The organism is Bacillus andreraoultii (genome assembly GCF_001244735.1).
Classification (GTDB): Bacteria; Bacillota; Bacilli; order Bacillales; family Caldibacillaceae; genus Caldifermentibacillus; species Caldifermentibacillus andreraoultii.
Genome location: NZ_LN868937.1, coordinates 216,743 through 229,737, shown reverse-complemented (window position 1 = coordinate 229,737; position 12,995 = coordinate 216,743). Strand labels below are relative to the sequence as shown.

Below are 12,995 nucleotides of genomic sequence, written 5' to 3'. Positions count from 1 at the left end.
GAAAGGCTGTAATTGGAAAAAAGGTAAATCCATTTACAGCCCTATTTTTCTTATATATTCATATACGATATCTTGATTAAAATAATTTACTAGAAGCGACCATTAATAATATCCAGGCCGCTAAGAAGGATACTCCTCCAATTGGTGTAATTGCACCGAGTACTTTTATTCCACTAATACTTAAAATATATAAACTTCCTGAAAATAGGACAATCCCAACAAAGAATAACCAACCTGACCAAGAGAGTAATGAACTGTCTGGAAACTTTGATAGGAGAATGCCAATTGCTAGTAGGGCTACTGCATGAAACATTTGATACTGGACACCTGTTTGCCACGTTGATAAATAATGGTCACTTAATCTTCCTTCTAAAATATGTGCTCCGAAAGCCCCTAAAGCTACTGATAAAAATCCATTTAACCCACCTAAAAATAAAAAGATATTCATTGTCCTCTCCCTTTCTTATTAGAAGTCAAATAAAGAATCGCCATTTGCCCCATCATCTGTTTGTAGTTTTTTCTCCATTAACGTATTCGGCTGACTGACCACTACAGTCGGTTGAGTTGGTAGTGATTGTGTCTGTACTGGTTTTACATACTCTTCATGCCGTCTATTTCCGCTTGTTTCTTCAAGAATAACTTCACAAAGGGTTTTAATCGCCTGCACATGTTCTCGTATTTTGGCATCGGCGTTTTCTAGTCTTGCCTCATTTATTTTCTCACCCATTTTATTCAAAAGAGATTGATAAGAGATTTGCATCATTTCACCTTCTTTTCAGCTATTTTTTTCGGACAAGCTGAATAACTATCCTTATTTTATCTAGAAATGGAACGGAATAGCAAGCTATGAGTATATCGGCTATAAAACACAAACAATATCGCTTATGCCCGTTTGCGATTACCGATGAAGATTCCCCGCTAAACCTACATGATTCGACATATTCCATGTTAAAATAGCATCGACCAGCAATTATTGTTACACTAAGTTTATAAAAATGATAAAGGAGATGACGAAGTGGTAAAGTATCCTTCTTGGATTGAGGAAAGAAATGGCGTGCTATGGCTCACAGAAGATGATCGCGACCATTTAAAAGTTAGTTATCGTTTAAAGAATATTATTTTCTCAGAGCAATCACCGATTCAACATGTTATGATTGTGGAATCCGATGATTTTGGTCGAATGCTTGTTCTTGATGGGGTCGTTCAAACGACTGCGATGGACGGTCATATTTATAATGAAATGATTACTCATGTCCCACTCCAACTCCATCCGAATCCGAAAAGGGTCCTTATCATTGGTGGAGGTGACTGTGGGGCAGCAAGAGAAGTAACGAAATACGAAACGGTTGAACAAATAGATATGGTCGAAATTGACGAGCTTGTCGTCTCTTCCTGTAAAAAGCATCTCCCAGAAGTATCAGGAAACTTAAATGACCCAAGGGTGAACTTTATTTTCACAGACGGATTACAATTTGCTCGAGAAAAGACGGATGAATACGACATCATTATTGTTGATTCTTCTGATCCAGTCGGACCGGCAGAAGCTTTATTTGAGTATGACTTTTATCAACATTTACATCATGCATTAAAAAAGGATGGAATTCTTGTTTGTCAAAGCCAGTCACCTATTTTTCAACAAAAGATCGTGAAACAAACAAGAAAAAATTTTGAGAAATTATTTTCATATGCTAAAACATATACTGCAGTTGTTCCTACTTACCCAGGTGGAATGTGGAGTTTTACAATTGGTTCGAAAGTAAGTCCAATTCATACGTCACTAGTAAAAGGAAAACATGTAGAGACCCATTATTTTAATCAAGAAGTTTTACAAAATTGCTTTGCTTTACCTGAATTTTTGAAAAGGATTGTTCCGAATGATTAATAGAAGATGAAAAAACTTTTCGCCACAGAAGATAAGAAGCACGTAAAACCCGCCTTTCCAATGAGAAGGCAGGTTTTACACTTTTACTGTATGAGATTGTTTATCGTTCGTTATCTACTTATCGTTTTAATTGAACTTTAAATTTATAACGGTCGGCACGGTAAACAGATTTGACAATCTCCACTGGAACGCTATTTTCCAAAAAAGTTCGTTGCTCAATTAAAAGTACTGGTGCCCCTTTATTTATATCTAAATATTGTGCTTCATCTATATCAGCAATGGAAGATTCAATACTTTGTGTAGCATTTGCAATTTTCAACTGTAGGTGTCCTTCGATGAATTCATACAAGGACTGATTCGTAATGATGTCTTCGTCTAATCCTCTACAAAGATTGGCATCAATATAAGTTGTTTCTAAAGCAATTGGGACACCATCGGCTAGGCGGATCCTTCTAATTTCATAAACAGGACTATGTTCATTGATTTCTAACTGTTTAGCGATTGAGGGACTAGCAGTAATTGTCTCAAAGCTTAACAATTGACTTCCTGGTTTCAATCCCCTTCTGATCATATCCTCCGTAAAGCTTGTAATACGAGCAAGAGGCTGTTCAATTTTTCCCTCTGCGACATAGGTTCCTTTTCCTTGAATTCGATATAAAAACCCGTCATGAACTAACTTTGTAATCGCCTGTCTCACTGTCATCCGACTGACACCAATTTCTTCTGCATATTCTCGTTCAGATGGTAGTAAATCACCAGGCTTCAGTATTCCTTTTTCAATTTGCTCTTTAATTGCCTCTTCCAACTGAAAATAAATGGGCACATGAGACTTTTTATTAATGATCAAGTTTCCCATCTCCACTAAGTTGAACATCTGAAAGTGATGCCTCATCAGCAATAATCGTTACATTTTGATGTTTTTGTAAAATGGATGCTGGGAAATCCTCTGTAACTTCTCCATTTATTAATTTTTTCATCGCTTCCCGTTTTTTCTCACCTGATGCAAGAAGAATAATCTCTTTCGCCTCCATAATTGTACCGATTCCCATCGTAATTGCATGGGCTGGAACATGTTCGATACTTGGAAAATAACGTGCATTCGCTTGTCGTGTTTCTTCTGTCAATCCAATGACATGAGTCCGAGAGTTAAAAGAAGTGCCAGGCTCATTAAATCCAATATGACCATTTTCACCTATACCTAAAATTTGTAAATCAATACCGCCAATTTGTTGAATGCGCCCTTCATAATCTTCACATTCTTGCTTTACATTACTTGCTTCTCCATTAGGAATATGTGTATTCTCTTTTTTGACATTAATATGGTTAAAAAGATGTTCGTTCATATAATAGCGGTAACTATTTTTATCAGAACCTGGTAAGCCGATATATTCGTCCAAATTAAAAGTCACTACTTGTTCATAACTCGTTCCATTTTGTTGATGGTCTTGTATTACATTTTTATATGTTCCTTCAGGAGTCCCACCAGTCGCTAATCCTAAAACGATATTCGGTTTGTTTTTTACTCGTTCAATGATAAATTTTGCCGCCGTATTACTCAGTTGTTCGTAATCTTTTACTTTAATAATTTTCATCATAATTCCTCTCCAATCGTATAGCTCATTTTCCCCCATTCTGTTTCTGGGATTAAACTCCGTCGTTTTTCTCATACGCTAACTTCCCCATACAATACGTATATTGAACATTTAATTGATCGTCTAAAATAACAATATCAGCGTCTTTCCCTACTTCTATGCTTCCTTTTCTATCAAAAATATTTAATTGTACGGCTGGATTAACCGAAGCCATTTGAATTGTTTCCTTCAGTGTACAGCCTGAAAACTCAATCATATTTTTAACTGCTTGACCGAGCTTTAAAATACTACCAGCTAAAGTTCCGTCGGCTAAAGTAGCTCTACCATCTTTCACATGAACATCTTGCCCGCCTAAGTCATACGTACCATTAGGTAAACATTTTGCTCGCATTGCATCCGTAACTAAAATTAAGCCATCATCATGCTTTTGTTCATACGCCAATTTGACCATTTTCGGATGAACATGAACGCCATCTACGATCATCTCTGCTTTTAGCTCTTCATGAAGGAAAGCTGCACCGACAACGCCAGGTTCGCGGTGATGCAAACCACGCATTTGATTATATAAATGTGTTACATGAGTTGCACCCGCATCGATTGCTTCCACCACTTGATCATAAGTCGCATTCGTATGCCCAATTGAAGCGATAACCCCATGACTGTTTAGATGTCGAACAAAAGGTAATCCTCCTGGTAATTCAGGAGCAACCGTTACTAATTTAATCATATTATTCGTAAGCTTTTGCCATTCTTCAAAAATTTCAATATCTGGGTTAATCATAAATTCTTCTGGCTGTGCACCAGCTTTTTCACTATTAACAAACGGTCCCTCTAAATGAATACCTATAATTTCAGCTCTTCCTGGTGTGGAGCCATTTTTAATATAATCACCTACATTACGAAGCGCCTTTTCAATTGCATCTACATGTTGAGTCATTGTCGTTGCAAGAAAACTCGTCGTTCCTTCTTTCGGTAACGACTCGGTCATCGTATCTAAAGCTTCCTTTGTAGCGTCCATCGTATCTGCTCCATTTACTCCATGAATATGCATGTCAATAAAACCAGGAACAGCAATATAGTTTTCTAAAATGGCAACTTCTGTATAATCATCACCATCTGTTTGTAAGTTCTCTACATCGCCAATGTCCGTTATTTTCCCATCTTCCATCTTAATGTATCCGTGTTCGATCATTTGATCTCCTGCAAAAACTCTCATATTTTTGAGAAGGATCCGGTTTGAAGTATTGTTCATTTTCATTACTTCCTTTCTTATATTTTAAGCTTATCATTTACCTTATCTAGTTGTCTATACCATTTTGAGTCAGCTTTATTTTCGGAAAGTAAAACTGTAAATCTCCACTTTATATTATCCGGCTTAATCTCTGTACTCTTCCAAATTAATATGCTGAATTTTTTGCACATTAATTTGGAAGAGTATTTTTTATGATGATTTCACACAATTTGGGGATTACCTTAGAGGAATATGCTATGAGAGGAAAAAGTAACAATTTTCCTGTTTTTAATAAGTGTCACATTGTATAAATGTCAATAGGTTTATGTACACTTTTGATTGTTGTATTTTGCAATAGAAAAGTGCAGAAAAATGCAGAGGTTTGCAATCATTTTTGGATCACAGAACTCTTCTATGAACCTATTTTTGTTCTTTCACACGATTTTCGGGATCATAGATTCGTTCTATGAACCCATTTTTGATCCTTCAACCGATTTTCGGGCTCATAGATTCGTTCTATGAACCACTTTTTGCGGAATCCACATCATTTTCGGCTCATAGAACTCTTCTATAAACCCTTTTTCGTGGAAACTCCATTATTTTCAGCTCATAGCCCCCTTCCATGAACCAATCCCCGAAGAATCCCCATTATTTTCAGCCCATAGCCCCCTTCTATAAAGGCTTTAATCTTTTTATTTATTTGACTGTGAATTATAATTAAATATAATTCTTCCAGAGGAGGTTGTACATTTTTATGGAGCCATTTAATAAATCGCGAGTGCAAGAACTAATTAATCAATTTGTAAATGAAGATGTTTATATACATTTAGAAACGACGAATGGTGCGTATGCAACTCATCATGACGCTTCATTTTTCAATGCCGGAGCGTTTATTCGCAATGCAAGGGTACGGTATGAAAGAGGAGCGATTGCCGGAGAAGGACCGTTTCGAGTTGGCCTTAAAATGGAATTCGGTTGGATTTATGGTGAAGGATTAACCCATTATGAGTTAGATGAATACGGGCGTCTTTTAATGGCCGGGTTAGATCCTTCGGGTAAATTAGCAATCGCATTAGAAATTAGTCGAACACCATTTGAATAGATTTTAAAAGACTTAGTATTGAAAGGAGTTTTTTATTTATGATTGACAAAGAAAGGCATGTTCTAGTCGTATTCCCCCATCCCGATGACGAGGCTTTTGGCGTTTCAGGAACGATTGCTTCCCATGTTAAACAAGGGACACCCGTTACGTATGCGTGCTTAACATTAGGGGAAATGGGCCGGAACCTTGGGAACCCACCTTTTGCAACACGGGAATCTCTCCCGAAAATTAGAAAAAAGGAATTACAAAATTCAGCAAAGGCTATGGGTGTAAAAGATTTACGGATGCTTGGATTCCGTGATAAAACGGTGGAATTTGAAGATGAAGAAAAGGTTAGTAACCTCATTTCTGAAATCATTGACGAGCTAAATCCAAGCTTAATTATTACATTTTATCCTGGATATTCTGTACATCCAGACCATGAGGCTACTGGGAGAGCTGTTGTGCGAGCAGTCGAACGTCTTCCGAAAGAATCACGACCTAAACTTCATTGTGTCGCTTTTTCTAATAATTGTGAAGAGGAATTGGGGAAACCAGATATTATTCATGATGTACTTGCTTGTTCAAATGAAAAAATTGAGGCAATAAAAGCACATGAAACACAAACAGCCTTGTTTTACGATGATATGTCTAAGCGACTAGAAGCAAAAGACCCAGATGCGATAAAATGGTTACAATTTGAACGGTTTTGGACATATAAATGGAATGATTAATATGGGAGCTAGAGTCAGTTTTAAGCAGAAGCTGGCTCTATTTTTCTATTAGGCTATTATTGAAAACTTTGTTGTTATTCGCTCGAGTGGACGGGCATCCTTAGGACACGACCTCAGCCAGAACTGCTTCCTCGAATAATCTTCTTAGGCCCTTGCACCAAGGAATCATGCTTCAACAACAATAAACTTTTTCTTCAACAAGCAACAATCTTTAATAAAACGACCTATTTCAAACTACTACTTTAGGAGGATCACGGATGAATTACGAACTTCGCGAACTACAAATAGAAGATGGGGGAGAATTATTGCAGATGATACAGGAAATTGGTGGGGGAGGAAATGGATTCGTTAATAGCTTATATGCAGATAACATGGACCAGTTTAAACGGAAGCTAGTAAAAAACTTCGAAACTTCTCGCGGGATAAATTTATTGCCTAATATGGTACCGCAAACAATCTATTGGCTTTACGTCAATGGAATTCCTGTTGGCTACGGAAAATTTCGCCACTATTTAACGGATGCCTTGAGAGAACATGGGGGACATATTGGCTACTGTATTCGCCCGACTGCTCGAAAACAAGGTTATGCGACTATTTTATTACAGGAGATTTTAACGCAGGCAAAAAGGAAAGGGCTAACTGAAGTATTATTAACATGTGATGATGACAATATTGGATCCCGTAAAGTAATAGAAAATAATCGGGGAGTATTAGAAAAAGTACAAAATGGTAGCTGTTATTACTGGATATATCTAGAAAACTAGTTTATGGATTGCCTCTCCTAACCCCCAAATAAAATGGACGATTTAAAAAGTTCCAAGCACCCTTCAAAATCACAAGATAAAGAAATACAACCGATTCCTGTGCTTGAGGGTGCCTGGCTCTTTTGTTTTCCGACAGTTCACAAGATCAACCTATTTTTGTAAAACAGCTGGACTAACTCCTATAATTTCCTTGAAATACTTACAAGGCAACATTTCATCATCAAAACCATTTTCACGATAAAGATGGTCGATATAGATTTGGGCAATAACATAATCCCGATCGTTCTCAACTCGTTCTATCGCATGAGTTGCCAGCAATAAATTTGTCATTTCGTTTGCAATTCTTTTCGCGTGGTATGTTTGTACAGACTCAACTCCACCAGCTAGAGAGTAGAACATCAATTTTAGATTTTCGTATCGTTCTTTCACCTTTTCCAACCTTTTTCCATCCAAAGTTAAAGATTCTAATTTTTCTCCTACTTGTTTCAAGAACAACTGATGGACTTCGTATTTTTTCATTAGACGAAGTACTTCCAAACCTAAAATATTTGCCGTTCCTTCCCAAACAGTTAATACTTGAGCATCACGCAAAAGTCTTGGCGTAACAAAATCTTCAATATACCCGTTTCCTCCGTGGGTTTCAATCGCTTGGTGAGAAAAATCGATTGCTTCATCCGCAGTTCTTGCTTTTAACAAGGCTATATTTAGTCGGTTCATAGCTATTTGCTCCCGTGTGGCTTGTTCGGGATTTCCCATTACAAAGTCAAACAGTTCAATAGATTCAAATAGTGCAGAGAGTTGGACTTCAAAGCGAGCCTGTAACGTTGCCAATGTTTCTTGTATCATTGGGTATTGGATGATTGGACTCCCAAATGCACTTCTCCAATTAGCGTATTCAATTGATTCTTTTAGTGCCCGTTTCATAATCCCAAGTGAAGCAACCGCATTACATACCCTTGATAAATTTAGTGCTTCCATCATATAGTAAAAACCTCTTTTTGCATCACCAACAAGATACCCTTTCGCTCCTTCAAAAACAATCTCTGCAGAAGGAACTGCTCTTACGCCTAGTTTATCTTTCAATCTTCTTATTTGAATATGATTGATTGACTGATCCTCTTTACGCCACGGAACTAAAAATAAACTCAAGCCTTTTGTTCCTGGCTCACTCCCCTCAATCCGTGCTAATACCGCAGCAACGCCACACTGGCCCGCATTTGAGGCAAAATATTTTTCACCGTATATTCGGTACGTTCCATCATTTTGACAAACTGCCTTTACCTCGTTCGCTCCAACATCTGAACCACCTTGACGTTCAGTAAGAAAAGTAGCGCCTTCATACAGTTCAACTTCACCCGTCGACAAAACATGCGGTAAAAATTTTTCTTTTAATTCTACATCTGCATAATGGTCAATTACGTAAGCTACTGCCATTGAAAGTGTTACTGGACAATAAAATCCAGGCTCTACTTGAGAGAGGAGATAACCTTGTGCATAACTATATAAATAATTCCCTTTTTCACCTAACTCCGGTATCTCCTTGTGAACATAACCGACAATACCGGCATTGTAAGTATCACTTACTGTTTGTTTATATCCTTCATTCACCCAAATCTCAGAAACTTCTTCTCCAAACTTATTATATTTTACTAGTTTCGGTTGTCCGTCACGATCCGTATACGTTGCACGCTCATCAAACTCGTTATAACATTTATCATAAAATATATTTAATTCCCGCACCGCATATTCGTATAATTCAGGTTTTAACTTTTTCTTTAAGATTCGTATTAATGCCTGTTCTTGAGTTATGAATGTATTCATTTATTTTGCACCTTCTCTCTTAAAGGTTGTTTTAAAATTTTCCCTGTTGCATTTCGTGGAAGCTCATCAATTTGTTCATAGAGGCGTGGGATTTTATATTTAGCCAATTTATCCTTTAAAAAGTCTCTACATACTTGATCTAGATTATCTATTGGTTTACTAGCTACGATAAATGCTTTTGCTGTTTCTCCCCATTCTTTATGTGGTACACCAATTATTGCTACATCAACAATATCAGGGTGAGTTTTTAAGACATTCTCAACCTCAGTAGGATAAATATTAACACCGCCAGAGATAATCAAATCCTTTTTCCGATCGACAATCCAAATAAAGCCGTCCTCATCAATCTTTGCCATATCCCCCGTATAAATCCATCCATTCCGTAGCGTTTCACTTGTCGCTTCTTCATTCTTATAGTAGCCGACCATATTTCCATCCCCACGTAATAGAACTTCCCCTATTTCATCTGTCCCTACATCTTCTCCGTTTTCGTTTATAATCCGAATCTCACAATTTAGTGCCGCTCTCTTACCAACACTACCTGCCTTTGTCGAATGCTCCGCTGGACTTAAATACGTACCATTCGGACCGGCCTCGGTTAATCCATAAACACACATGAGTTGGTCTGTCTTAAACTTTTCCTGAATGAATTGAACTTCAGGTGCTGATAACGGTGCTGCTCCATAAACCCATCGTTTTACACTCGTTAAATCATACCGATTGATTTCTGGATGATTGGCAGTTGCTAAATAAACAATTGGCGCACCAAAGAAATGCGTAACTTTTTCCTTCGATATGAGATGTAAAAGCAAATCTGGTGTGAAGGTTGGTGCTAATACATGTGTTGCCCCGACGTACGTACCAGCTGCAAAAAACAAGTGTAATGGTGCGGAATGACTCAGAGGCATCATATGCAATAATATTGAATCATCATTTATTCCAGTCTCAATACACATCATCGTTGCCACAGTTAAAATATTCCGGCAAGAAAAGAGAACACCTTTTGGACTTCCGGTTGTTCCGGACGTATATAACATTGTCGATAAATCATCCTCCGTTAAGTCACATTCAATCATATCATTGGTACCGCCTTCAATTAAATCGTATAAATTCTCCACCCCTACAATCCCTGGTGCGGTAGAAATCCAATCTATTGCATATTCATTTATAAGTGGAGCAACTTGCGGCCATAAAATATGGTGTCCAATAAATGTCTTTGCTTCACTATGTTCAATAATATATTTCAGTTCACCCGTTGTTAATTTTGCATTTACAGGTACAATAATGGCACCTAGACGTTGAACGGCAAAATAGCTATAAACAAACTCAATTGTATTTGGCGAGAATAATACGACTTTCTTTCCCCTGGAAACACCACGATTTTTCAAAGCATTTGCAAGACGATTAACTACATCATCTACTTCTTTGTATGTTAAACGTAAATCTCCCGAAATAAACCCTACTTTATTTGCAAACTTTCTCCCATTACGAGCCAAGAGTTCTGAAATATTCATTTCCCTTTCTCCCCTTTTATATTACTTAGCCGTCTTTGAAAATCCTCAACTAATCCTTCCATCTCTTGTTTTAATGAAAGCATATCTTGAATTTTTTCCTCCACCTCCTTTATTTTTCTTAATCCATACTCAATCGTAACCTCAAGTTGTCTTTCTCCAGTACGGTCATCATCAAACAGCAAAATCATCTCGGATATTTCTTCTAAGGAAAAACCAAAACGTTTTCCTCGTAAAATGAGTCGAAGCCGCGCGCGATCTTTCCGTGTATACATTCTCTGTCCGCCATCCGTCCGCTTCGGATGAATTAATCCAAGCTCCTCATAATATCGAATTGTACGTGTGCTTACATCGAACTCTTCCGCTAAGTTTGAAATGGTATAAATGGTTTCCATACAAATCACAACTTTCCGATAATTTTATTTATATTATAGTTAACGTTTACGTAAAGGTCAATATAAAATTTTAGCTTTTATTAAAAAAGGGCCATCCCCAAAAATATGATCATCAAGAAAGTTGATATATCATAGTTTTGAAACATGAAAAGGGGCATCCAGAAATTACTTCTGAATAGCCCCTTTCGTTTCGCTTGTATTCTATTTTGCGGATCATTCCTTAATTCGGTATTGTATCGTTTCTAACGTTACTATTCATACTTTCCTGCTGGTGTTAAACGAATTTCCTACTATAAGTTAGACGATTATTTTTCCAACAAATAGATTCTAGCTTCATATGGTTTTAATGTAATTTCAACGGGTAGTTCATTTTCAACATTCGGGTAGTTTGCTAGCAACAATTGCGAGTGTTTCATAACTAACTCCTCAGGCCGGGTAAAGTCTGTTTCTTCTTCGCTGAAATTACAAATAACAATGGCTTGTTTATTTTCGAGTGTACGAGTATATACAAATAGCTTCGTATCATCTGGGAACAATAAATCATACGTACCATAGACAAATAATTCATGTTCTTTACGAATTTGAATCATTTTCTTATAATAATTCAAAATTGAATCAGGATCCTTTTCTTGCTGTTCAACATTAATATCAACGTAATTTTCATTAATTCCAAGCCACGATGTATTCCCCGTTGTAAACCCCGCCATTGGACTCGCATCCCATTGCATCGGTGTCCGTGAATTATCACGAGTTTTATTCCATACAACTTCCATAACCTCTTCATGGGAACGACCTTTTGCCCGCTCAACATTATAGTAATTGCGCATACTAATATCGTCATAATCTTCAATATTTGGGTATTTAACATTTGTCATCCCGATTTCCTGACCTTGATAAATATAAGGGGTTCCTTGCATGAAGAAATAGACCGTTGCGAGCATCTTGGCGCTTTCCTTCCAATACTCCTTATCATTCCCTATAGTCGACACACTTCGAGTTTGATCATGGTTTTCGAAAAAGAGTGCATTCCAGCCCCGATTTTCTAATCCCTTTTGCCATTTTGTTAACACTTTCTTTAATGCGACAACATCAAGCTTTTGCGTTACTTCTTTATCCCATAAGCCAAGATGTTCAAATTGGAAAATCATATTCATATAACCATGTTCTTCGCCAACCCAACGGTCCGCATCTTCAATTGTTACACCGTTTGCTTCTCCAACTGTCATAATGTCATAGTTTTTAAATGTATCTTGAGAAAACTCACTTAACCATTCGTCGATTCCTTCCACATTTCTTGTATACGGCATGGCATCAACATAATCTTCATTGTTTGGATTTGGTAAATCAGGAAAACCTGGTTGCTTTTTAATATGTGAGATTGCATCAATACGGAAACCATCAATCCCTTTATCAAGCCACCAACATACCATATCTTTCAACGCTCTTCTTACTTCAGGGTTTTCCCAATTTAAATCTGGTTGTTTTTTTGAGAATAAATGAAAGTAGTATTGGTCGGTTTCTTCATCATACTCCCAAGCGGAACCTTCAAAGATGGACTTCCAATTATTTGGCTCTTTTCCATCTTTGCCATCGCGCCATATGTACCAATCGCGTTTTGGGTTTTCCTTCGAGGATCGTGACTCAATAAACCATGGATGTTCGTCACTTGTATGGTTAACAACTAAATCAAGAACAACTTTTATCCCTTTCTTGTGGGCTTCGTCTAATAATTGATCAAAATCCTCCATTGTTCCAAACTCATCCATAATGTCTTGATAATCGGAAATATCATAACCGTTATCATCATTCGGTGACTTGAAAATTGGACATAGCCATATAATATCAATCCCTAAATTTTTTAAGTAGTCTAGTTTCTCAATAATGCCTTGAAGATCACCAATTCCATCCCCATTACTATCTTTAAAACTACGTGGGTATATTTGATATACAACGCTTTCTTTCCACCACTTTTTCTTCATGCTGC

The 12,995-nt window shown here is 37.2% G+C and carries 13 protein-coding genes; 4 read left to right on the top strand and 9 right to left on the bottom strand.

The annotated features are described in order from the left end of the window. Positions 1 to 76 precede the first annotated feature (76 nt). Positions 77 to 448, bottom strand: a complete 372-nt coding sequence (locus BN2144_RS06530; protein WP_033827466.1) for a DUF423 domain-containing protein — start codon at positions 446 to 448, stop codon at positions 77 to 79. An 18-nt stretch (positions 449 to 466) separates the two neighbouring features. After that, a complete protein-coding gene (locus BN2144_RS06525) occupies positions 467 to 760 on the bottom strand; it encodes a YwdI family protein (RefSeq protein ID WP_033827465.1) in 294 nt (97 codons plus the stop codon). A gap of 255 nt (positions 761 to 1,015) precedes the next feature. Between BN2144_RS06525 and speE the strand changes: the two genes are divergently transcribed. Continuing rightward, positions 1,016 to 1,882: a polyamine aminopropyltransferase gene (gene speE / locus BN2144_RS06520; RefSeq protein ID WP_033827464.1), complete on the top strand. Its 867-nt coding sequence runs from the start codon at positions 1,016 to 1,018 to the stop codon at positions 1,880 to 1,882. 118 nt (positions 1,883 to 2,000) lie between these two features. Here the strand turns inward: speE and phnF are convergent, their stop codons facing one another. The 3 genes from phnF to nagA are packed head-to-tail and all read right to left on the bottom strand — an operon-like array spanning position 2,001 to position 4,726. Continuing rightward, the gene (phnF, locus tag BN2144_RS06515; RefSeq protein WP_033827695.1) at positions 2,001 to 2,726 is read right to left on the bottom strand and encodes a phosphonate metabolism transcriptional regulator PhnF; all 726 of its coding nucleotides are present in this window, start codon (positions 2,724 to 2,726) and stop codon (positions 2,001 to 2,003) included. Next, positions 2,719 to 3,474 (bottom strand): glucosamine-6-phosphate deaminase, encoded by a 756-nt coding sequence (gene nagB, locus BN2144_RS06510; RefSeq protein ID WP_033827694.1) that lies wholly within the window; start codon positions 3,472 to 3,474, stop codon positions 2,719 to 2,721. The genes phnF and nagB overlap by 8 nt, the downstream gene beginning before the upstream one ends. 52 nt (positions 3,475 to 3,526) lie before the next feature. After that, entirely contained in the window at positions 3,527 to 4,726 is a 1,200-nt protein-coding gene (gene nagA / locus BN2144_RS06505; RefSeq protein ID WP_033827463.1) for an N-acetylglucosamine-6-phosphate deacetylase, read from the bottom strand. Positions 4,727 to 5,459: 733 nt separating this feature from the next. Here nagA and BN2144_RS06500 point away from each other — a divergent pair. The 3 genes from BN2144_RS06500 to BN2144_RS06490 all read left to right on the top strand — a co-directional run bounded on the left by BN2144_RS06500 (position 5,460) and on the right by BN2144_RS06490 (position 7,284). Next, positions 5,460 to 5,807 carry a YojF family protein gene (locus BN2144_RS06500; protein ID WP_033827462.1) on the top strand — a complete coding sequence of 116 codons (348 nt, stop codon included), beginning with the start codon at positions 5,460 to 5,462 and terminating at the stop codon, positions 5,805 to 5,807. Between the two features lie 41 nt (positions 5,808 to 5,848). Further along, complete coding sequence (bshB2, locus tag BN2144_RS06495) at positions 5,849 to 6,520, top strand: bacillithiol biosynthesis deacetylase BshB2 (RefSeq protein ID WP_033827693.1); 672 nt, start codon at positions 5,849 to 5,851, stop codon at positions 6,518 to 6,520. A 257-nt stretch (positions 6,521 to 6,777) separates the two neighbouring features. Continuing rightward, a complete protein-coding gene (locus BN2144_RS06490) occupies positions 6,778 to 7,284 on the top strand; it encodes a GNAT family N-acetyltransferase (protein ID WP_033827461.1) in 507 nt (168 codons plus the stop codon). A 150-nt stretch (positions 7,285 to 7,434) separates the two neighbouring features. On the opposite strand, the gene BN2144_RS06485 is transcribed toward BN2144_RS06490, so the two are convergent. The 4 genes from BN2144_RS06485 to BN2144_RS06470 all read right to left on the bottom strand — a co-directional run bounded on the left by BN2144_RS06485 (position 7,435) and on the right by BN2144_RS06470 (position 12,990). Continuing rightward, on the bottom strand, positions 7,435 to 9,105 hold the full coding sequence (locus BN2144_RS06485) for an acyl-CoA dehydrogenase family protein (RefSeq protein ID WP_033827460.1): 1,671 nt from the start codon (positions 9,103 to 9,105) through the stop codon (positions 7,435 to 7,437). Further along, positions 9,102 to 10,619, bottom strand: a complete 1,518-nt coding sequence (locus BN2144_RS06480; RefSeq protein ID WP_033827459.1) for a class I adenylate-forming enzyme family protein — start codon at positions 10,617 to 10,619, stop codon at positions 9,102 to 9,104. Before BN2144_RS06480 ends, BN2144_RS06485 begins: the two co-directional genes overlap by 4 nt. After that, on the bottom strand, positions 10,616 to 11,011 hold the full coding sequence (locus tag BN2144_RS06475) for a MerR family transcriptional regulator (RefSeq protein ID WP_033827458.1): 396 nt from the start codon (positions 11,009 to 11,011) through the stop codon (positions 10,616 to 10,618). Before BN2144_RS06475 ends, BN2144_RS06480 begins: the two co-directional genes overlap by 4 nt. A gap of 305 nt (positions 11,012 to 11,316) precedes the next feature. Further along, a complete protein-coding gene (locus BN2144_RS06470; protein ID WP_033827457.1) occupies positions 11,317 to 12,990 on the bottom strand; it encodes a glycoside hydrolase family 13 protein in 1,674 nt (557 codons plus the stop codon). Positions 12,991 to 12,995 lie beyond the last annotated feature (5 nt).

Coding starts and splice junctions, on each gene's coding strand:
- BN2144_RS06530 (WP_033827466.1), bottom strand. CDS start 448: ATGAATATCTTTTTATTTTTAGGTGGGTTAAATGGATTTTTATCAGTA.
- BN2144_RS06525 (WP_033827465.1), bottom strand. CDS start 760: ATGCAAATCTCTTATCAATCTCTTTTGAATAAAATGGGTGAGAAAATA.
- nagB (WP_033827694.1), bottom strand. CDS start 3,474: ATGAAAATTATTAAAGTAAAAGATTACGAACAACTGAGTAATACGGCG.
- nagA (WP_033827463.1), bottom strand. CDS start 4,726: ATGAACAATACTTCAAACCGGATCCTTCTCAAAAATATGAGAGTTTTT.
- BN2144_RS06500 (WP_033827462.1), top strand. CDS start 5,460: ATGGAGCCATTTAATAAATCGCGAGTGCAAGAACTAATTAATCAATTT.
- BN2144_RS06490 (WP_033827461.1), top strand. CDS start 6,778: ATGAATTACGAACTTCGCGAACTACAAATAGAAGATGGGGGAGAATTA.
- BN2144_RS06485 (WP_033827460.1), bottom strand. CDS start 9,105: ATGAATACATTCATAACTCAAGAACAGGCATTAATACGAATCTTAAAG.
- BN2144_RS06480 (WP_033827459.1), bottom strand. CDS start 10,619: ATGAATATTTCAGAACTCTTGGCTCGTAATGGGAGAAAGTTTGCAAAT.
- BN2144_RS06475 (WP_033827458.1), bottom strand. CDS start 11,011: ATGGAAACCATTTATACCATTTCAAACTTAGCGGAAGAGTTCGATGTA.
- BN2144_RS06470 (WP_033827457.1), bottom strand. CDS start 12,990: ATGAAGAAAAAGTGGTGGAAAGAAAGCGTTGTATATCAAATATACCCA.